Genomic DNA, 21417 nt, shown 5'->3' with positions numbered 1-21417 from the left:
AGCAGCCGCAAAGATGGCAAGTCAGAGGTATCCAGTTGGTTGGAAAAGCGTGGGGCGGCTTCGCCACCCAGCGGGAGCAAGCTCCCTCGCCACAGGGAGTCCGCATGTCGTTTCATTACTCAGAAGAGGTATCAAACAATGTTAAAAAAAATAGTGCCCGTCACGGCCTCGGTTGTTGTAGCCCTGTGTTCTTCATGGGTGTCGGCGGCGGATGATGCCCGCGCATCTATCCACATCACAGCGAAAATCCCGAACAAGCAGTTCCATGTGCAGCCCCGCAACCCGGATTTCGGCAAGGATGAATACATGTACTACAACCCCATGACCTACAGATTTACGCCTTTGCGCCACATATATGATGTGAAGAACACCGACGGTTCCGTCCATGCCTATGTTGAGAATGGTAACAGCACAGGTGCCATCTATCTGAGCAACGGAGTGGATCATGTAAGCCTGAGGGCGGTATTCAACGGTGTACCTCTGGACAACCTGCCTCAGGAAGTCGTGGACGATGCCACGTCCACACCGGGCACCCAGGCGGAGATGCTAATCATGGTTGCGAACTCGCCTACAAGCCCACTCTCTCCCGGTATGTATAACGCTGACTTCACCGTGATCTTCGACGCGGTGCCTCGGGTCACCCGCTGATTTAGTGGCGAGGGGATTTATCTGAGGTGAAGGATTTCTCTCTGATGAAGGAATTTCTCTGTGGCGAGGGGATTTATCCCCGCTGGGCTGCGAAGCAGCCCTAAACCAGATAACTCGGTGGATCAGACAGATTAAGGTGACTGTGGGGCTGCTGCGCAGCCCAACGGGGATAAATCCCCTCGCCACAGGTATGTATTTCGTTTAATTACTCATAAGAAAATTCAGCATGTTTAAGAAAATAGTGTCCTTTACGGCCTTGGTTGTTGCAGCCCTGAGCCCTTCATGGGTATTGGCGGCGGATGATGCTCGCGCAGCCATTCATATCACGGCGAATATTCCGAATAAGCAGTTTTATGTGATGCCACGGGATCCGGAGTTTGGTAAGAACGAGGTCATGCATTACAACCCTGTGACTAGCGCGTTGTCCCCGGTGCGCCAGCTCTTTGATGTGAAGAACACCGACGGTTCGGTCCATGCCTACATTGATAGGCGCCCCGATCTGTTCAACGGCCGTAACTCGATCCCCATTGCTGTTGTGTTTAACAACGTTTATCTGAACCACTTGCCGAAGGAAGTGGTTGATGACGTAACATCCACCCCAGGTACGACGGTAGAGTTGCACATCTCCACGGCGTTTCCGATCAATCCCCAGGAACAGACTGGTTTGTACACCGGACAATTTACCGTGGTCTTCGACGCGGTCCCTCGGGTTAGCCTCTGATCTGTATTTTTGTTTCATTACTCATAAGAAAAATTCAGCATGTTTAAGAAGACAGTGTCCTTTACGGCCTTGGTCGTTGCAGCCTTGAACCCTTCATGGGTATTGGCGGCGGATGATGCTCGCGCAGCCATTCATATCACGGCGAACATTCCGAACAAGCAGTTTCATGTGATGCCACGGGATCCGGAGTTTGGTAAGGACGAGGTCATGCACCTCAATACTGTGACCAGAATGTTGTCTCCGGTGCGCCAGATCTTTGATGTAAAGAATACCGACGGTTCGGTCCATGCCTACCTTGAAGGGGATTCCTGGCTGCACGGTGACAAGTATCCGATTGTCACTGTTGTAATGTTCAACAATGTTCACGTGCAAGAAACACCGCAGGAAGTGGTGGATGACGCCACGTCCACGCCCGGTACGACGGCTAAGATGCGCATCTTTGCGCCGTTCCCGATTAGTCCCATGCAGTCAGGTTTGTACACCGGCCAATTCACCGTGGTCTTCGACGCGGTCCCTCGGGTCACCCAGTAACTCACCGTGCCACGGGGAGTCTCCACTTCGTTTCATTAATCAGAAGGAAAAAGTATGTTAAACAAAATCGTGTCCGTAACAGCCCTTGTTGTTGCAGCCCTGAGCCCTTCGTTGGTATTGGCCGCTGATGATGCCCGCGCACCGATTCATATCACCGCAAATATTCCGAACAAGCAATTTCATGTGCAGCCACGCAATCCGGATTTTGGTAAAGATGAGTACATGTATTACAACACTGTAAACTACGACTTGAGCACCATACGCCAGACCTTTGATGTGAAGAATACCGATGGCTCGATTCATGCCTACATTGAGGGGGGCTCTTTTTTGTCTAATGGTCGCTTGCGCATACCTCTGCGCGTCTTTTTCAACGACGTATTCTTGAACGAGGTGCCTCGAGAAGTAGTAGACGACGCCACATCCACGCCTGGGACCCAGGTGGAGATGTTCATCCATGCGAGTCATTCGCCTATCGATCGCATTCCTGGCCTGTATACCGCGAACTTCACTGTCATCTTCGATGCGGTACCCCGTGTAACTCTGTGATTTTTTGTGTGGCGAGGGAGCTTGCTCCCGCTGGGCTGCGAAGCGGCCCCCCTGAAGGGCCTCGTAATCACTCTGATCCACCGCGTCGTCAGGTTTCAGGGCCGCTGCGCGCCCCAGCGGGAGCAAGCTCCCTCGCCACAGGGGTTATGGTTGGCTTGCCACCAACGGCTTGCACTGGGTATGACTGCCCGGCTGCAAGTACGGCGAGAGAAACGGCGCCATACCCTTGAGCACCTGCACCGGCAAGGCCGAGGTGAATTTGAAGTTCTGTGCCGAGGCGCCCGGGACATAGGCGGTGAGTGTGCCGAAATGGCTGTCGCCGATGTAGAAGACGAAGGTGGCGGTGCGGTTGATCGATTTGGAACTGATCACCCGCCCACCCGAGCCGATGGCTTCGATGCGGTTGTCGCCGGTGCCGGTCTTGCCGCCCATGGCCAGCGGTGTGCCGTCGGCCAGTTTGAAACTGCCGGCCACGCGTTTCGCGGTGCCGGCATCCACCACCTGGGACAGCGCGCCGCGCAGGGCCCGGGCCACTTCCACCGGCATCACGCGCTTGCCGTTATCCGGGTTGCTCACCAGCCGTGTCTCGTAGGGCGTGTTGACGGCAAAGTCCAGGCTGTCGACGCGCAGCGCCGGTTGGCGGATGCCGTCGTTGAGGATGGTACCCACCAGCTCGGCAAGGGCGGCAGGGCGGTCGCCGGAGCTGCCGATGGCGGTGGCCAGCGACGGCACCAGGTGATCGAACGGGTAGCCGACTTTCTGCCAGCGCTGGTGAATATCCAGGAAGGCTTCGATCTCCAGCATGGTGCGGATGCGGCTGTCGCGGGCGCTCTTGTGCCGGCTCTTGAACAGCCAGCTGTAGACTTCCTGGCGCTCGAACTCGCTGGCCTTGACGATCTGGCTGAACTTGGCGTCGGGGTTATTCAGCAGGTAGCCCATCAACCATAAATCCAGTGGATGGACCTTGGCGATGAAACCCTGGTCCGGCAGGTCATAGGCACCGGGGCCGTAGCTCTGGTAGAGCCGTTCCAGGCGTTCGTCAGTGAGCTTCTCGGGGTTCTTGACTGACTTGAGGTGCGAGCGCACGAACAGGTTGAAGCTTTCCTGGCTGTCGCCAGGAAAGAAGTAGCGGTGCACCGCCGCCAGGCGGATCGCCGTGGGACGCATGCCGTCGAGGAAGGTTTCCAGGCGTTGGCTGGTGTCCTTTTTCTGATACTTCTTCCAGAACCTGAGCAGGAACGAAGTGCCTTCGCGGTCGGCGAACTGGGCCAGGTATTCCTGGCGGCGCGGGTCCTTGTCGTCCTTGAGCAGCTCGGAACTGTTATTGGGGCCGGCATAGGTGGCGTAGCGCACCAGGTCGCGCATCAGGCGAATGAACGGCAGGTTGATCGACTCGCGCAGGGCGTCGCGCAGGGTCGGGTTGCGGCCGTTGTCCTCGTTGCGGAAGTTGTGGAAGGTGTGCAGGCCGCCACCGGTGAAAAACGCCTCGCCGGGGCTGGCGGAATAGGTGCGGTCCAGGGCCGCCTCCAGCATCTTCGGCAGGCTGCGGTCGGTGTTCTGGATCAAATAGTCGACGGCCCAGCGCGAGAGGCGATCCTGTTCGGCGATATCGGCCTTCTTCAACGCCGCCGGGGTCTGCTCGGCATACCGCTCGTGCAGCTCGGCGATGATCTGCAGGTACGTGGTGAGGACTCGCAACTTGGCGGTGGAGCCCAGTTCCAGTTTGCTGCCTTCATTGATGTCGAAGGGTTGGTCGGTACTGTCGGTTTGCACCCGTACCCGCGAGCCGTCGGGGGTCAGTTCCAGCAGGGTGAAGCTGTAGCGCACCTGGGTGGTGCTGGTGGGGGTCAGCAAGCGTTCGCCCATCAGGCCGATCTCGGCAGCGAACGCCGGGTCGGCCAAGCGCTTGAGGTACTCGGTGGCCTGGGCCTGCAAGTCGCTTTGCAAGGTGCTGGTGGCGGAGAGGTCCAGGCGATCGAGGTCGTACAGCGGACGATTGAGCAGCGTGGCGAGGCGACTGCGGGCGGCGCTGATGCCTTTGTTGGTTTCGTTGGGTTGCACGGTCGGGTCCTGGACCCAGTCGCGATAGCTGACCTGGCTCGCCAGGGCCGCCTTCGACAGTGCCGCATCGATCACGCCGTTCTGCGCCAACAGCCGGATATGGCTGTCGGTCAGGCGCGCCAGCTCTTCGTGCCCCTTGGACAGGTAATGGGACGGGCGGCGCTGGGCGATCATCAATGACAGCATTTCCCGCAGGGCCAGGCCTTTTTCCGCCAGACTCTTGGGGTCGTTGGCGGCACTGGACAGGCGTTCATTGGCCCGCTTGAAATCGGCGCCGTACCAAACCCGCAAGCCCTCCGCCATGCCGTGGACTTCACCGTGCCCCGGCACGGCCGAGAGCGGTACGCTGTTGAGGTAGTCGCGGATGATCCGCTGCCGCGCCTCAAGGGTTTGCGGGCCGGCCTGATAGGCCCGCACGCTGGCGGAAATCATCTGGCGGATTTTCTCCCCGCCCGACACGGTTAGGCCCTCGGGGGAGTGACGGTATTTTTCCAGCTGCGTCGCCAACGTGCTGCCGCCGGCGGATTGTCCCGGCAGGCTCAACAGCTTGGCCATTTGCGACCAGGCCGCCATGGCGAAGCGCGGCCAGTCTACCGCTGGGTTTGCCAAGGGCTGCTTGGGGTCGAGCAGGAAACGGTTCTCGATGAACAACAGGCTTTGCACCACTACCGGTGGGATCGCATCGAAATTGGCGTACAACTGCTGCGGATACTTGAACTGATACACCGGCGCGGCGCGGCAGTCAGTGATGGTCAGCCCGGCCTGGATCTTTTCGGCGTAGGGCACGAACAGGCCTTTTTCGACGTAATCCATCAAGGCCGGTGAGAAACGGGCCTGGGCCTGGATAACGTAGTCGCGTTTGAGCAACCGCGGTAAAAACTCCCCCAGCGAGCTGTAGCCCAACCGCCGATCGAACGGGCCGGCACCCGGGTAGATGATGGCATCGCTGGGCCCTGGTTGCACCGAATAGCTCAGCGACGCGGCGTACTTGCTGATCTCCCGGGCCTGGAAGCGCGAGGTGCGCATTTCCTTGGCCACCGCCAGGCCGACCACCACGACGATAATCAGCAACAACAACCAGAACGCCCGCCAGCCATGCCGGGCGCGGCGTTTTTTTTGAGGTAAAGGCGCTTCTTCCATACGTTCAGTCGGGACCACAGGTTCATTCGAATCGGTTTGCCACAAAGCGCCCATAGTCGACTGATCCATTCACGCAGATTGATCGGACTTGCTTGAAGCTTAGACGGTGGTTGGCGTGGGGGGAGGGGAAATTGTGGGTGGCGGTCTGTCATGGCCAGTGGCATTCCTTTGTGGCAACGACTTTGTGACCAGGAGAGATTTATCTGTGGGTGAGGAGGAATTATCTGTGGGTGAGGAGGAATTATCTGTGGGTGAGGAGGTATTTATCTGTGGCGAGGGGATTTATCCCCGTTGGGCTGCGAAGCAGCCCCAATGCAGGCAACGCGATTATCCAGGCATATCGGGGTTGCAGTTGGGGGCTGCTGTGCAGCCCAGCGGGGATAAATCCCCTCGCCACAGATAAATGTCTTGTCACAGATACATTCCTGCCACAGACACATCCCCTGTCACAGATAAATGTCCTAGCCACAAGTACTACGACCACTTCGGAATATTCGCTCGACCTTCTCAGCGTCGATCAACCAACAGCATGGCTACGCTGCATCCAAACCCTCTTAAAGGAAGTAAGGAATGCATCCACGCCCCAATTCACATCGCCTGCGTCGAGGACGTTATTCGGAGCAGGGACGCGCCTATCTGGTGACAGCCGTTACTCATCAGCGCCGTCCTGTTTTTTCCAACTGGAAGGTTGGAAGATTGTTGGTTACAGAATTCAAATACGCCCATGATTCTGGCCTGGTGAACTCTTTAGCCTGGGTGGTGATGCCGGATCATTTTCACTGGTTGCTGCAACTCCACGACGGCCATCTGAGTCGTGTCATCGGTGCCACCAAAGCTCGATGCACCCATCGCGTCAATAACATGAGTAAAACCTCTGGCCCGCTTTGGCAAAGCGGCTTCCATGATCGCGCGATTCGTGACAATGAAGAGCTGCGGCCCTTCGCCGACTACATCATTGATAATCCGCTACGGGCTGGGCTGGTGGAATGTATTGGCGATTACCCTCTCTGGGATACTGCATGGCCTTGAAGCGCCTCATGCTCCCTGTCTGGACCGAGGAACACGGATTCCCTGTGGTGAGGAGAATTATCTGATAAAGATTTAATCTGCGATGGGGGAGATTATCTGTGATGGTGAGGTTATCTGTGATGGTGAGGTTATTGTGGCGAGGGGATTTATCCCCGCTGGGCTGCGAAGCAGCCCCAATGCAGACAACTGGATCTTTCAGACATACCTGGATGCCGTAGGGGGCTGCTGCGCAGCCCAGCGGGGATAAATCCCCTCGCCACAGGTGTATCCCTTGCCACAGGTGTATCCCTTGCCACAAGTGAACCCCTTGTCACAGGGGAATCCTCACTACAGGGCTGCGATGCCTGAAAGCCTTGTGCCAGAGCCATCGCCCCGCGCCCAGACATGACGCTGCACCCTCCCTGTGCAATACTCGGCGGCGCTTTCGGAAAGGTCTGTCGTCCAGATAATGCATCTCCGGAAACACGGTTTCTACTGAGGTTTCTCCCTGAATTTCCCCGGTTTTACAGTGAATCTCTCTATCCCTGGCTTTTTATACTGCACGGCCCGCTGATCCTGAGGGCGCTGTTCACAGGACGGTCTGTCCACGAAACAGACTGGTTTCGGCAAAGTGGCAGGCTTATCGACCTGCGGCTTTGGAGACTCGGTGGTCAATCCAATAACAAGACGAGGTTGTATCCCTATGGCTGTCGGCAATCATCTGCCCCATGGCGAGACCGCTCAGGGTGGTCCGCTCAAACGTGAGCTCGGTGAGCGGCACATCCGCCTGATGGCGCTTGGCGCCTGCATCGGTGTCGGGCTGTTCCTCGGCTCGGCCAAGGCCATTGAAATGGCCGGCCCGGCGATCATGCTGTCCTACATCATTGGCGGCCTGACGATCCTGGTGATCATGCGCGCCCTCGGCGAGATGGCCGTGCACAACCCGGTGGCCGGCTCGTTCAGCCGCTATGCCCAGGACTACCTCGGCCCGCTAGCCGGCTTCCTGACCGGTTGGAACTACTGGTTCCTGTGGCTGGTGACCTGTGTGGCGGAGATCACCGCGGTGGCGGTGTATATGGGCATCTGGTTCCCCGACGTGCCCCGCTGGATCTGGGCCCTGGCCGCCTTGGTCAGCATGGGCTCGATCAACCTGATCGCGGTCAAGGCCTTCGGTGAGTTCGAATTCTGGTTCGCCCTGATCAAGATCGTCACCATCATCGCCATGGTCATCGGCGGCGTCGGCATCATCGCCTTCGGGTTCGGCAACGACGGCGTGGCCTTGGGCATTTCCAACCTCTGGACCCACGGCGGTTTCATGCCCAACGGCGTGCAGGGTGTGCTGATGTCCCTGCAGATGGTGATGTTCGCCTACCTGGGCGTGGAGATGATCGGCCTGACCGCCGGCGAAGCGAAGAACCCACAGAAAACCATCCCCAACGCCATCGGCTCGGTGTTCTGGCGGATCCTGCTGTTCTACGTCGGCGCGCTGTTCGTGATCCTGTCGATCTACCCGTGGAACGAGATCGGCACCCAGGGCAGCCCGTTCGTGATGACCTTCGAGCGCCTGGGCATCAAGACCGCCGCCGGCATCATCAACTTCGTGGTGATCACCGCCGCGCTGTCGTCCTGTAACGGCGGCATCTTCAGCACCGGGCGGATGCTCTACAGCCTGGCGCAGAATGGCCAGGCCCCGGCCGGTTTTGCCACCACTTCGGCCAACGGCGTGCCGCGCCGCGCCTTGCTGTTGTCCATCGCCGCGTTGCTGCTGGGCGTGCTGCTCAACTACCTGGTGCCAGAGAAAGTCTTTGTCTGGGTGACCTCCATCGCCACCTTCGGCGCGATCTGGACCTGGGTGATGATCCTGCTGGCCCAGCTCAAATTCCGTAAAAGCCTGAGCGCTTCGGAACGTGCGGCGCTGAAATATCGCATGTGGCTGTACCCGGTCAGCTCATACCTGGCGCTGGCGTTCCTGGTGCTGGTGGTGGGCCTGATGGCGTACTTCCCGGACACTCGCGTGGCGCTGTATGTCGGCCCAGCGTTCCTGGTGTTGCTGACGGTGTTGTTTTACGCCTTCAAGTTGCAACCGACCGGTGATGGGCAGGGGGCGGTGCGTTCAGCTTCGTAAGTTGAGGGTGATGTAAAGAGAGCCTCGGTCAGATGACCGGGGCTTTTTTTTGGGGGTGACTGACCGTCCGTCGAAATCAGTGTTTGACCTGTAAGTTCTGACAGTAGATCGGTCCGGTACCATGGCATAGCTTTAAAGCCCGCCACTTGGGATATGGCAAGGCATCACGATGAAAGATTTTCCTGCTTTGCTGGTTATCGCGCTTGTTAATGGATTGATTCATTGGCAGGTGTTTTTTGTGTGCTACGGCGCTGCTGGACTACCCCAAGCGACCAGTAACCTCGCGGCGTTTTGTGTGGCTGCGGCGTTTTCGTTTTATTTGAATGCGCTTTACATCTTCGAGCCTGGGGAGTCATGGCGCGGGTATGTGTTGTTGAATGGCGTGATGGGCGCCTTGAGTTATGGTATCGGCTCGATCGGTGATGCCTGGAATTCTCCTGGGTGGACGACCCTGGTTTCATATTCATTGCTGAGTTTGTCGATGGGGTACGGCTTTTTCCGGTTTAAATGGCTTCATGGTCATCATCGGACATGAGCACGTCTCAGCAAGCCTTGCAGCCAACCGTTAAAAGTCCTGGATCTGTGATTCCCTTCGTCGTCGATCTGGACGGAACGCTCCTCAAGTCCGATGTGCTTTTTGAATGCATGATGGCTTTCGTTCGTAGTCAACCGTGGCGATGCCTCAGCCTTTTGGGTTGGCTCGCTCAAGGCAAGGCGTACCTGAAGAAACAACTGGCTCAATCGACGTATATCGATGTCAGCCTGCTGCCTTACGACCCCGACGTGCTGGCCATGATTGAGGAGCAGCGCCGCCAGGGGCGCAAAATCGTGCTGGCCACTGCCAGCTATCACTCATTGGCGCGGCGGATCGGCGAGCATTTGCAGATGTTCGACGACATATTCGCGACCCGGCTGGAGTGCAATCTGTCAGGTCATCACAAGCGTGATTTATTGATCGAGCAGTTCGGTGAACGAGGATTCGATTACGTCGGCAATTCACTGGAAGATCTGAAAATCTGGCGTTCTGCCAGATATGCCTATGTTGTCAATGCCTCGGCGTCTGTCTTGCTCGGGGTCAAAAGTCTAGACAACATTGTGCAACCGATCCGTTCTGGTGTGACGGGGTTCGGCGCTTGGCGCAAGGCGTTGCGCATTCATCAGTGGGTAAAGAATGCGCTGATTTTCGTGCCTTTACTGGCCGCGCATCAGATCGCTAATCCGCTGTTGTTCTGGCATGGCCTGCTGGCATTTCTGTTCTTCGGGTTATGTGCATCCGGCGTCTATGTACTTAACGACTTGCTGGATCTGGAAGACGATCGCGGGCATCCAACCAAATGCACCAGGCCCTTTGCCAGCGGGCAGCTTTCGATTAAATCCGGCCTGATGGTTTGTCCTCTGCTGTTGATCGTATCCCTGGGGGGCGCCTGGTGGTGGCTGCCTCCGCAATTTGTCGTGGTGTTGGCGTTCTACTATGTTTTGACCCTGGCCTATTCGCTTAAGTTAAAGCGGGTCATGACACTGGACGTGGTCACGTTGGCGTTGCTCTACACGCTACGAATCATTGCGGGTGGCGCGGTATTCAATCTGGAACTGACGGCCTGGATGCTAGCGTTTTCCATGTTTATTTTCCTGAGCCTTGCGCTGGTCAAACGCTACACCGAACTGCTTGTTGTCTCGCGCAGTGGTCGTACCGATAAAACCAGTGGCCGGGATTACTACCCTGCCGATATGGCAATGCTGTCATCGTTAGGCGCGGCCTCAGGCTATCTCGCGGTGATGGTGCTGGCGCTCTACATCCGCGACGGCGCGACTGTCGCGCTATACGACCACCCTCAAATCATTTGGCTTGCCTGCCCCTTGTTGCTGTTCTGGATTACCCGAGTCTGGATCCTCACTCATCGCGGGTTGATGAAAGATGATCCGCTGGTATTTGCGCTCAAGGACCGATGGAGCTTGATCGTGGGCGCACTGTTTTGTCTTGTTTTCTGGAGTGCGACATGAACGACTGCCGTGATGCCGGAGGCCGGCTCATTGATATCTCGCAATCGTGCCAGCGATGAAACTCCTCTTGAATTCGTGGGGGCGATACCCCGCTGAACCGCAAGCCGCTCATCCTTGTGCCTGGCGAAATGATCTCGATGAACAGTGGCGGCGAGTGACCATTGCACATGGCTCGACATTACCGTTCGGCAATGGCCGCAGCTATGGCGACAGTTGCCTGGCCGGCAGCGATCATGTAGTCCACGTGCGTCCCTTGAACCGGTTCATCGAGGCCAATTGGCAAACGGGAGAAGTTTGCGCCGAGGCAGGTGTCACCCTGGGTGAAGTGCTGCAGCTGGCTGTTCCTCGCGGGTGGTTTTTGCAAGTTACGCCTGGAACCCGCCATGTGACGTTGGGCGGGGCGGTGGCTAACGATGTTCATGGCAAGAATCACCATTGCCGCGGGACGTTTGCCCATTCGGTTTTGCGCTTTGGCCTGCACAGGTCCGAGCAACCGGCGATGGTGTGTTCGCCAACGGAAAATCCCCAATGGTTTGCGGCCACAATCGGTGGATTGGGTCTGACGGGTATTATCAGTTGGGTCAGTATTCGCCTGCGCAGAATCCAGTCCAGTCGGATCGAAACGACTCGGGTGCGATTTGGTCGATTGAGCGAGTTCTTCGCCCTGTCGGCAGAACTCGATTCTTTGCATGAATACAGTGTGGCCTGGATTGATTGCCTGGCCACGGGACCTGCATCGGGACGTGGTGTCATTACCTTCGGTGCTCACTGCGAAAGTGGACCCCTCGAAGTCCCGACCGCTCGCGCCATGCATATGCCCGTCCGGCCGCCGGTATCCCTGGTCAACCCACTCATGGTGAGCGTGTTCAACCGTTGTTATTGGCACATGCAGCCGACGAGCAGGAAAACCCAGACGATTGCCTACAGCCCGTTTTTCTATCCGCTGGATGGTATCGAGCGCTGGAACCGAATCTATGGACGCAAGGGATTTCAACAGTTTCAGTGTGTATTGCCGCAAGCGGTAGCCGAAGACGCCCTGGCAGAGTTGCTCAACGTCATTGCCCGGAGCGGCATGGGTTCTTTCCTGGCAGTACTCAAGCGTTGTGGCGATATCGCCTCTCCAGGATTGTTGTCCTTTCCGATGCCTGGAACGTCGCTGGCGTTGGATTTTCCTCAGAACCGCGCCTTGAGCACCACATTGCTGCCGCATCTGGACGCCATTGTTCATGAGGCCGATGGCCGCTTGTATCCGGCCAAGGATGCGCATATGAGCGCCAGCTTTTTTCAGCGAGCCTATCCCGCCTGGGAGCAATTGGAAGCCATGCGCGACCCGGCATTGATGTCCCGTTTCTGGCGGCGAGTCACTCAATGAAAAAAATACTGATTGTGGGAGCGACTTCAACCATCGCCAATGCCTGCGCCCGGCTCTGGGCAGGCGAGGGGAGCGAGTTTTTTCTGGTCGCCAGAGGTGAGCAAAAACTACAACAAACCTGTGCGGACCTGCGCGCACGAGGCGCGAGCGCGGCGGTGCCCTACATCATGGACGCCAATGACGACATTGCCCTGCATCGCGCCATGCTGGAGCGATGCCTGGAAACGCTGCACACGGTGGATATCTGCCTGATCGCCTACGGCACGTTGCCCGATCAATCCGCGTGCGAACGGGATGTCGAGATGGCAATGGCCGAGTTCGCCAATAACGGCAGCACGGTGATCGCATTATTGACGTTGGTGGCAAACCAGTTGGTCGCCCAGCGCAACGGCACGCTGGCGGTCATCTCTTCCGTCGCGGGGGACCGGGGGCGCCCCTCCAACTATGTGTATGGCTCGGCCAAAGCGGCTGTTTCCACGTTTTGCGAAGGGCTGCGGGCACGGCTGTTCAAGGCGGGCGCGCACGTTATCACCATCAAACCCGGTTTTATCGATACGCCGATGACCCAGGGTTTGGCATTGCCGGCATTTCTGGTTGCGCAGCCGGAGGTCGTCGCCCGGCGAATAGTCGCAGGCATCGAGCGCAAGGTGTCGGTCCTTTATGTGCCCGCTTTCTGGGCGCTGATCATGTGTTTGATACGGGCATTGCCGCAGTCACTGTTCAAAAGGCTAAACCTGTGAGCCAGGTCCCGATGCTCTCCGGGTGGCGTTATCGGGTCTTGATCGGTTCGGTGGTCTGTTCGGCCCTGGCGTACCTGGGTATTTCCCTCTGGGGCGGCTGGTCGGCGGTGAGCAGGGCGATCAGTCAGGTCGGGTGGTGGCATGGGACATCTATTGTCGCCTTGGTTCTGCTTGGCTATGGGCTGCGTTTCTGGCGTTGGCAGGTTTACCTCAATGCCCTGGGACATTCACTGCCCTGCTGGCCTAGCCTGAAAATCTACCTGGCGGGATTTGCCCTGACCACGACGCCAGGAAAGGCTGGTGAAGCGTTGCGTGGCGTTCTGCTAAGACGCTGCAATGTGCCTTACGCACACAGTTTTGCCGCGTTGCTCAGTGAGCGGCTTTCGGATCTGCTGGCGATGGTGGTTTTGGCGCTATTGGGCTTGAGTGTTCATCCTCAATGGTTGCCGTTGATCATCACCAGTCTGGTGCTGCTGGCGTGCGGCGTACTGCTGGTGGCCCATCCAGCGCTGGTCGGCAGCATCGAGCGGCGCATCGACCGGGAACGCAGCTGGATCTCCCGATGGTTGCACTATGTCATCCAAGTGTTGCACCAGACCCGCAATTGCCACACCCCACGCCGCCAGGTAGGCGCGACGCTGTTGAGCCTCATGGCCTGGGGGCTCGAAGTGTTGGCGTTCTACTGGATCTTGAAGGCCATGGAAGCGGACGTATCCCTGACCTCTGCCATGTTCATTTATGCCGTTTCCATGCTGGCGGGTGCGCTGAGTTTCATGCCCGGCGGGTTGGGCGGTGCCGAAGCGGTAATGGTGGCTTTGCTGGCGTCTGGCGGCGTTGCCATGCCGAGTGCGATAGCGGCGACGGTTTTGTTGCGGTTGGTGACGTTGTGGCTGGCGGTGGGGTTGGGGGCTGCAATCTTGATCGGTCGAGAAAAATCATGAATTGGACACTGAAATCGAGGTCAGAAATGAGCGTTGGGCAGAGCACCAAAAAATGGCCGGCTTATCTTCCCCTGGCAGGGGCAGTGCTCTTCGGTTGCTATTTGCGGTTGCATAATATTGATGTTAATGGTCTTTGGGTAGATGAAGCATTCAGCGTAGCGACCAGTGATCCGAATAATAGCTTTATAGACGTTTATAAAAGAACATTGATAGATGTACATCCACCTTTCTATCAGGTGCTTTTATGGTTGTTTTATAAGGTTTTTGGCTACACTGAAATGAGTGGGAGATATCTGTCGGTTTTTATTGGTGTTCTATTGATTCCAAGTGTTTTTTGTCTCGGATGGCAGATGATCAATAGGCGCACAGGGCTGATTTGTTCATGGTTAGTGGCTGTAAATTTTTATTTTATCACTTACTCTCAAGAAACCAGGTCGTATGCGTTGCTGGTTCTTTTGGCTGTGCTTTCATTTGTATTTTTTATTTCGCTCTTGCGCAGTCCTACGAGCTTGAATGTTGTGTTATATGCGTTGGTCATGGCAATGCTGGTGAATACTCACTACTTTGGGCTTTTGCCGGTAGGCGCCCAGGTTGGGTTGTTTTTTCTGATTTATGGTCGAAAAGCTTTTCAAGTGAAAATGATGTTGAAATTTTTAACGGTGGGAGCGATTGTTTTCCTGACGCTACTTCCGAGTGCTGGATACATCGAGAATAATCTTGGGCGGCAGGGGTTTTGGATACCTGCACCGCAGGACTCATTTTTTATTCAGTTGTTCACGTTGTATTTTGGAAATGCATCACTTTCCATCATTGCCGCGATTTTAATGGCGTTGGGGCTTGTGAAGCTAGTGAGAGATACAGAGAGGAAAGAAGCTTTATGGGTATTAGTTTTATGGGTGGGTGTTTGCGTGATGGTTCCCTATGTGCGCTCGATTTACATTCAGCCTGTATTGACAATGCGCAATCTTATTGTTGTTTTGCCTGCGCTTTTGATCATGACAGGATATGGTCTCAGTCTTGTCCGCGATAAAGTGTTTTTTTATAGTGTGATCATTGCCTTTTTTTGTTTTTCAATGACACCATTGTATACCGCGGATAAACCTGTTCATAGCTTTGAAAATCAACTGCCCCCAAAAAGCCTGATGCGAGATGTTCTAAGGATGATGGTTGATCGATGCGCAGGTCGTTCAATTTACTCGGGAGTATCTGTGGAGGCTCAAGGGTATGCCAAGATTCTTGATTTGCCATTAAAAATAAATAGTGTTCGTGTGATGGAGAGGGATATTGAGTCTGCTGAAGAACCACTGGGAATTTGTTTTTTTAATACGAGCGGCATATTTGAGGCTGATGTGGAGTATATGAAAAAACATCATTTTAAATTGGTCAGGAAAGAGATAGTCGGTAACTCATCATTAACTGAGTATCAGTTTGATCCAAAATGAATGGCGGTTGCAGCAACACAGCAATTCAGTGTTGCGCAAGATTAGGCCGCAGCGATTTCTCTCGCCTCAAAACTGTCCGCCCGCGCCATCTGCCACATCCGCGAATAAAACTCCCCATTCACCTCCCCAGTGAGCAATTCCCCCGGTTTCAAAAACACATGCAGCTGCGAAAACAGCTTGATCTCAGTCGCTGACATCCGCCGTACCAGATGCTTGGGCTGCAACTGCGAAGGATGCTCAAGCCCGGCGGCGGCGAGCATTTCGGCCAGGGCCTTGAGGGTGTTGCGGTGGAAGTTGTAGACCCGCTGGGCTTTATCCGGGACGACCAGGGCGCGCTGGCGCAGGGTGTCCTGGGTGGCGACGCCGGTGGGGCATTTGTTGGTGTGGCAGCTTTGCGACTGGATGCAGCCGATGGCGAACATGAAGCCGCGCGCGGCGTTGGCCCAGTCGGCGCCGATGGCCAGGACGCTGGCGATGTCGAAGGCGCTGACGATCTTGCCGCTGGCGCCGAGCTTGATCTTGTCCCGCAGGTTCAGGCCCACCAGGGTGTTGTGCACGAACAACAGGCCCTCGCGCAGCGGCACGCCGATGTGGTCGGTGAATTCCACTGGCGCCGCGCCCGTGCCGCCTTCCTTGCCGTCCACCACGATGAAGTCGGGGAGGATTCCGGTTTCCAGCATGGCTTTGGCGATGCCCATGAATTCCCAGGGGTGGCCCAGGCAGAATTTGAAGCCCACCGGTTTGCCGCCGGACAGTTCGCGCAGTTGCTGGACGAACTGCATCAGTTCGATCGGCGTGGAAAACGCGCTGTGACGTGACGGCGAAACACAATCCTCGCCCATGAGGATGCCGCGGGTCTCGGCGATTTCCCGGGTGACCTTGTGCTTGGGCAGGATTCCGCCGTGGCCGGGTTTGGCGCCCTGGCTCATCTTGATTTCAATCATCCGCACCTGCGGGTTCTGCGCCTGGGCGGCGAAGCGCTCCGGGTCGAAGCGCCCGTCGCTGGTGCGGCAGCCGAAATAACCGCTGCCCAGTTCCCAGGTCAGGTCGCCGCCGTGTTCGCGATGGTAGGGGCTGATGCTGCCTTCACCGGTGTCGTGGGCGAAGTTGCCCAACTTGGCACCTTGGTTCAACGCCCGGATCGCATTGGCGCTCAGGGAGCCGAAACTCATCGCCGAGATGTTGAACACTGACGCTGAGTACGGCTGGGTGCACTGCGGGCCGCCGACCGTCACGCGAAAACCGCTGGGATCGCTCAACGGTGCCGGGCGCATGGAATGGCCGATGAATTCGAAGCCGGTCTGGTAGACGTCGATCAGGGTGCCGAAGGGTTTGTCGGCGCTTTCGTTCTTGGCCCGGGAGTACACCAGCGAACGTTGGGCCCGGGAGAAGGGCAGGGCCTCGCTGTCGGATTCGAGCAGGTACTGGCGGATTTCCGGTCGGATGCCTTCGACCAGGTAGCGGATGTTGCCCAGGATCGGATAGTTGCGCCGCACCGCATGGCGGCTTTGCAGCAGGTCGAACAGCCCCAGCAGGCTTAACAGCCCCGTCACCAGTGCCATCGGCCAGAGCCAGTCGTGTTGCAGGAACGGCAGGCTGGCGAGGGTGAAGATGACACAGCCGGCGAAGAAGGCGTAACGGCTCAGCAGCGACAGGCTCATGCGGTTTCCTTAGGGGGAGCGGTTGATGGGGGGATATGGTACTCAGGAATATTAGGTCTGTGGGGAGGGCACTTATCTGTGGTGAGGGGATCTGTGGCGAGGGGATTTATCCCCGCTGGGCTGCGGAGCAGCCCCCTAAAGCAGCGAACTCAATCTACCTGGCGCACCGAGTTGCCTGGTTTGGGGGCTGCTTCGCAGCCCAGCGGGGATAAATCCCCTCGCCACAGGAAACTCCCTGCCACAGGTAAACTTCCCTGCCATTGATGAATTTCCTTCCACAAGAACGTGGTTGCACCGCGCCTGTCAGCCCGCCTGCTTCATCTGCCGCAACGGTAATTCCACGCGGAAGGTGGTGCCGACGCCGACTTCGCTGCGTACCGTGATTTCGCCGTGGTGTTTTTTCACGATGCCGTAGGACAACGACAGCCCGAGCCCTGTGCCCTGGCCGATGGGTTTGGTGGTGAAGAACGGGTCGAAGATTTTCTGCAGGGTATCGGGGGGGATGCCCGAGCCGTTGTCGGCGACTTCGATCCATACGGTTTCATCACCCACGCCGTTGCGCAGGGTGATGGTGCCGCGCTCGGGGCCGATGGCCTGGGCGGCGTTGACGATCAGGTTCATGATCACCTGGTTGATCTGCGACGGCAGGCATTCCACTTCCGGCAACGGCGTGTACTCCTTGACCACGTCGGCCTTGTATTTGATTTCATTGGCGACGATGTTCAACGTCGAATCCATGCCCTGCTGCAAATTGGCCATCTGCCATTCCTGGCTGGAATCGACGCGAGAGAAGTCCTTCAGGTCCTTGACGATCTGCCCGACCCGGCCAATGCCATCCTTGGACTCCTTGATCAGCAGGGGAATGTCCTCGACGAGAAAGTCCAGCTCCACCTGTTCGCGCAGCTTGCGCAATTGCACCACCAGCTCCGGCGAGGCGATGGCCCCCTCGGCGCTGCCGTAGGCGCTGAGCATTTCCTGGAGTTTGCCGAAGTAGCCGTCCAATGCACCGAGGTTGGAAGAAATGAAACCGATCGGGTTGTTGATTTCATGGGCCACCCCAGCCGCCAACTGTCCCAGCGAGGCGAGCTTTTCCGATTGCACCAGTTGGGTTTCCAGCATCTTGCGTTCGTCGATTTCCATTTGCAGCAGCTCGCTGGCCTGTTTGAACGCCTGGGTGCGTTGTTCCACCAGGTCTTCGAGCTTGTTCATTTTCAGTTCCGCGCGGGAGGTCATTTCCCATTTGGTAGTCAGGGTGTTGGCCATCTGCTGGACTTCGATGTTGTCGAACGGTTTTTTCAGGATCAGCAAACGGTCGTGGCCGTTCAGACGGTCGAGCAGTTCATCCCAGGAATAATCCGAATAGGCGGTGCAGACCACCACTTGCAACTGCGGGTCGCGCTTCCAGAGTTCTTCGATGGTCTTGGCGCCATCCCAGCCTTCGGGCATGCGCATGTCGACAAAGGCCAGGGCATAAGGACGCCCTTTTGCCGATGCCTCCAGCAACTTGTTCAGGCCTTCCATCCCGCCATAGGCCGAGTCGAGTTCGAACACGGTGGCAGCAGGTTTTGGTGCTTCGCCGAACAGCGCGCTTTCCATGTCCAGCAAGTCAGCGTTGCTGTCATCCTCCGGGGTGAGGATCTTGCGGAAATCTTCATGAATGGCGGGTGTATCGTCGATCAACAGGATGCGGCGGTTACTCATGCTATTCATGGCTCACCTTCTGCAAGTTTCAGGGGCAGTTGCAGTTGGAACGTCGCCCCCCTGCCTGGCCCCTCACTGTGGGCGGTGAGGCGGCCTTCCATTTCAATGGCCGCCAATGCGCAACTGTGCAGGCCAAAGCCGTGGCCTTCCTTACGCGTGGTAAAACCGTGGGCGAAGATGCGCGTCATGTTTTCCTCCGGGATACCTTCGCCTTCGTCCTTGACGCTGATTTGCAGGGTCTGGCCATCGACGACGGCAGCCTTCAGGGTCATGTTTCGCGCATGATTGGAAACCCCCGCCATGGCGTATTTGGCGTTGCTGATCAGGTTGATCAGGATCAACAGCAAGCGGTGTTTGTCACCCATGATCCGCGGCACATCGCCGTATTCCTTGATCACCGTAACATGGTGACGGGTCAGGGCGCCCGAATTCATGCGCAAGGCATCTTCGAGCAGTTCGCTGACCACCAAGGGTTCCAGCAGGCTGTTGGCCCCGGCATAGGATTGCTGGGTGGAAACGATGTCCTTGATGTGGTCCACGCTCTTGCTCAACTGGGCCAGTTCGTCGGTCATGCCCTGTTGCTCGAGCGCGATGGCCTCGACCAGTTGGTTGAGGTAACCGGGCAGCAGCTTGCCTTTGGCGTCTTCGGTGAAAAAGTGCCCGAGGTTATCGGCGTGTTCATTGATCAGTTGCATCGCCTTGCCCAGCCCCTGGGCCTTGCTACTGCGCAGTTTGCGGCTGACCAGGTCGGCGGAGATGTTCACGCTGTTGAGGACGTTGCCGACGTTGTGCAACACGTTGGTGGCGATTTCCGCCATGCCGGCCTGGCGGGCGGTGTCCATCAATTCGCTCTGGGTGTCCTTGAGCTGGCGGGTCCGTTCTTCAACCCGCTGTTCCAGTTCATCGTTGGCGCTTTGCAGAGCGTTGTTGACCCTTTTGATCTCGGCGAAACTGCGTACCAGCCGGATCGCCAGCCAGATCAGTATCAAGACCAGGAACGTGGCGAACACCAGCAGGTAGACGTGGTTACGTTCGTACTTGGCCGCGGCTTTGCTCTGGTCTTTCTCCAGCAGGTCAGTAATGGTGTCCAGGTGTCCGGACACGGGGATCGCTTCGATGGCCGCTAACAGCTCATTGACCCGCGGTTGTTCGCGCAGGATCAGCGCGATGTGCCTGCTCAGGATGTCAACAGGGCCTTGAAGCCCCTGGGGCATGCGCTCCTTGTTGATGTCCAGCCGGTTCAGGCCCAGCAGCACTTCGGCGGCTACCTCGCTGGTGCTCAACTGGGCGAACTCCATGCTGCTGAGCAACAGGTCGTAGGTGTCGATGGCGACGTTTTGCAGTTGCAGGCGCTCCGTGTCGGCCAGCCGGGCGAACTGGGCCTGGATGTCGTCCTCGGCGGAGGGCAGGAAGGCCATGGAGTTGCGCAGCACCGCGTTGTGGGATTTGAACTGTTCCACCAACCGGGTCTTTTCCTTGACCGCCTTGAGGTACTCGTCGCGCTGGGCTTCCCAGAGTGACGGCTTGTGGCGTCCGGGCTCCGATTCGATGGCGTCGAGACGCTGCCACAGGCGCGCCATTTCATGCAGGGGCGTGACCAGGGGATCGTAGTTTTGGGTCAGGGCGATCCGCGACTTGAGCACTTCGTTGTCCCAGATGGCGTCCTGCTGCTTGAGCAGGCGAATCAGGTCCCGGGACTCAATGTACGAGGCGGCCTGCTGGGCCCCTGAATTGATGTACATGAACAGCAGGACCGATGCCAGCAACAGGCCGATGAACGCAAGGCCGAGGCGACGGAGAGTGGTCATAGGGGCTTGCCCTCCGATTCACCGGTCAGCGTCTTGAGGAACTCGACGATCAGGGTCGTATCGTTCTTGAGGGGCTCACGCCCCAGTTGGTACTTGAACATGATCTCCACCGCGCGTTCCAGGGTCGGTGCCGACGCGTCATGGAAATACGGGGCGGTGACGGCCACATTGCGCAGGCTGGGCACCTTGAAGACCTGGCGGTCGGCTTCATCGCCAGTGATGTTGAAGCGTCCTTCGTCGGCTCGGGTAGGGTTGCCCCGATCCTTGATGTAGTCGCCCATCACCCCGAACTTCTGGAACATGTTGCCGCCGATGTTCACGCCTTGGTGGCAGGCGATGCAGCCGTACTCCTTGAAGCGCTGGTAACCGAACTTTTCCCGGGGCGTGAGGATGTCGGTATTGCCCAGCAGGTATTGGTCGAAGCGCGAATTGGGTGTCTGCAAGGTGCGCTCGTAATCCGCCAGTGCGCCCTGGATATTGGGCTTGGTCACGCCGTCGGGATAGGCGTCCTTGAAGTCCTTGGCATAACCGGGGTCATTGGCGATGCGCTTGACGACCGATTCCCAGGTGCTGCCCATTTCCGCCGGGCTGGTCACGACTGCGTGGACCTGTTCTTCCAACGTGTCGACGCGACCATCCCAGAACTGGTGGAAGTTCAGGCCGGCATTGAACACGGTCGGCGTATTGACCTCCACCGGCTTGCCGTCGAAGCCCAGGGAGAACGGCTTGTCGTCGGCACCGCCCTTGTCCAGGCGATGGCAACTGGCACAGGACAGGGTGTTGTTGACCGACAGCCGCGGGTCATTGAACAGCCGCAACCCCAGTTGGACGCGCTTGGGGTCCAGGGCCGGAGCCGCTGGCAGGGGTTTGAGGGGTTCGTCCAGTGGCTCGGCGTGAGCGGTCACGCTTGATCCCACGAGTAGGCCGAGAGCCAGAATCAGTCCATGTAACGCCATGGGATGCTTTCCTTG

The 21417-nt window shown here is 57.5% G+C and carries 17 protein-coding genes; 12 read left to right on the top strand and 5 right to left on the bottom strand.

The annotated features are described in order from the left end of the window. The 4 genes from BM300_RS26570 to BM300_RS26555 form a co-directional block, all read left to right on the top strand. A partial coding sequence (locus BM300_RS26570; RefSeq protein ID WP_256575861.1) for a hypothetical protein occupies positions 1 to 648 on the top strand: 648 nt, incomplete at its 5' end. A gap of 226 nt (positions 649 to 874) precedes the next feature. Then, positions 875 to 1369, top strand: a complete 495-nt coding sequence (locus tag BM300_RS26565; RefSeq protein WP_092464440.1) for a CS1 type fimbrial major subunit — start codon at positions 875 to 877, stop codon at positions 1367 to 1369. Between the two features lie 39 nt (positions 1370 to 1408). Further along, on the top strand, positions 1409 to 1900 hold the full coding sequence (locus BM300_RS26560) for an adhesin (RefSeq protein WP_092464438.1): 492 nt from the start codon (positions 1409 to 1411) through the stop codon (positions 1898 to 1900). A 54-nt stretch (positions 1901 to 1954) separates the two neighbouring features. Next, positions 1955 to 2446: an adhesin gene (locus tag BM300_RS26555; RefSeq protein WP_092223399.1), complete on the top strand. Its 492-nt coding sequence runs from the start codon at positions 1955 to 1957 to the stop codon at positions 2444 to 2446. Positions 2447 to 2590: 144 nt separating this feature from the next. On the opposite strand, the gene BM300_RS26550 is transcribed toward BM300_RS26555, so the two are convergent. Next, positions 2591 to 5701, bottom strand: coding sequence for a transglycosylase domain-containing protein (locus tag BM300_RS26550; RefSeq protein ID WP_092464436.1), 3111 nt, complete (start codon positions 5699 to 5701; stop codon positions 2591 to 2593). A gap of 516 nt (positions 5702 to 6217) precedes the next feature. Here BM300_RS26550 and BM300_RS26545 point away from each other — a divergent pair. The 8 genes from BM300_RS26545 (at position 6218) to BM300_RS26510 (ending at position 15276) form a co-directional block, all read left to right on the top strand. After that, positions 6218 to 6676: an REP-associated tyrosine transposase gene (locus BM300_RS26545; RefSeq protein WP_092223403.1), complete on the top strand. Its 459-nt coding sequence runs from the start codon at positions 6218 to 6220 to the stop codon at positions 6674 to 6676. A 682-nt stretch (positions 6677 to 7358) separates the two neighbouring features. After that, on the top strand, positions 7359 to 8780 hold the full coding sequence (locus BM300_RS26540) for an amino acid permease (protein ID WP_092464434.1): 1422 nt from the start codon (positions 7359 to 7361) through the stop codon (positions 8778 to 8780). Between the two features lie 169 nt (positions 8781 to 8949). Next, positions 8950 to 9315 carry a GtrA family protein gene (locus BM300_RS26535; protein WP_092223409.1) on the top strand — a complete coding sequence of 122 codons (366 nt, stop codon included), beginning with the start codon at positions 8950 to 8952 and terminating at the stop codon, positions 9313 to 9315. After that, positions 9312 to 10781 (top strand): UbiA family prenyltransferase, encoded by a 1470-nt coding sequence (locus tag BM300_RS26530; RefSeq protein WP_092223412.1) that lies wholly within the window; start codon positions 9312 to 9314, stop codon positions 10779 to 10781. The genes BM300_RS26535 and BM300_RS26530 overlap by 4 nt, the downstream gene beginning before the upstream one ends. A gap of 55 nt (positions 10782 to 10836) precedes the next feature. Continuing rightward, a complete protein-coding gene (locus BM300_RS26525) occupies positions 10837 to 12153 on the top strand; it encodes an FAD-binding oxidoreductase (protein ID WP_092464432.1) in 1317 nt (438 codons plus the stop codon). Next, positions 12150 to 12893 (top strand): SDR family oxidoreductase, encoded by a 744-nt coding sequence (locus BM300_RS26520; RefSeq protein WP_092223416.1) that lies wholly within the window; start codon positions 12150 to 12152, stop codon positions 12891 to 12893. The genes BM300_RS26525 and BM300_RS26520 overlap by 4 nt, the downstream gene beginning before the upstream one ends. Continuing rightward, complete coding sequence (locus BM300_RS26515; RefSeq protein WP_092223418.1) at positions 12890 to 13834, top strand: lysylphosphatidylglycerol synthase transmembrane domain-containing protein; 945 nt, start codon at positions 12890 to 12892, stop codon at positions 13832 to 13834. Before BM300_RS26520 ends, BM300_RS26515 begins: the two co-directional genes overlap by 4 nt. Further along, positions 13831 to 15276 carry a glycosyltransferase family 39 protein gene (locus tag BM300_RS26510; protein WP_092223420.1) on the top strand — a complete coding sequence of 482 codons (1446 nt, stop codon included), beginning with the start codon at positions 13831 to 13833 and terminating at the stop codon, positions 15274 to 15276. The genes BM300_RS26515 and BM300_RS26510 overlap by 4 nt, the downstream gene beginning before the upstream one ends. 41 nt (positions 15277 to 15317) lie before the next feature. On the opposite strand, the gene BM300_RS26505 is transcribed toward BM300_RS26510, so the two are convergent. The 4 genes from BM300_RS26505 to BM300_RS26490 form a co-directional block, all read right to left on the bottom strand. After that, positions 15318 to 16937, bottom strand: coding sequence for an FMN-binding glutamate synthase family protein (locus BM300_RS26505; RefSeq protein ID WP_092464430.1), 1620 nt, complete (start codon positions 16935 to 16937; stop codon positions 15318 to 15320). 303 nt (positions 16938 to 17240) lie between these two features. Next, positions 17241 to 18647, bottom strand: coding sequence for an ATP-binding protein (locus tag BM300_RS26500; protein ID WP_092146938.1), 1407 nt, complete (start codon positions 18645 to 18647; stop codon positions 17241 to 17243). Next, the gene (locus BM300_RS26495; RefSeq protein ID WP_092223424.1) at positions 18644 to 20446 is read right to left on the bottom strand and encodes a DAHL domain-containing protein; all 1803 of its coding nucleotides are present in this window, start codon (positions 20444 to 20446) and stop codon (positions 18644 to 18646) included. Before BM300_RS26495 ends, BM300_RS26500 begins: the two co-directional genes overlap by 4 nt. Next, entirely contained in the window at positions 20443 to 21402 is a 960-nt protein-coding gene (locus BM300_RS26490) for a cytochrome-c peroxidase (RefSeq protein ID WP_092146942.1), read from the bottom strand. The genes BM300_RS26495 and BM300_RS26490 overlap by 4 nt, the downstream gene beginning before the upstream one ends. Between the last annotated feature and the right edge of the window lie 15 nt (positions 21403 to 21417).

The sequence above is a fragment of the Pseudomonas sp. NFACC46-3 genome, from assembly GCF_900114515.1.
GTDB lineage: Bacteria > Pseudomonadota > Gammaproteobacteria > Pseudomonadales > Pseudomonadaceae > Aquipseudomonas > Aquipseudomonas fluorescens_Q.
Note: the sequence above shows the minus strand (reverse complement) of the source record. Positions and strands in the feature narration are given on the sequence as shown.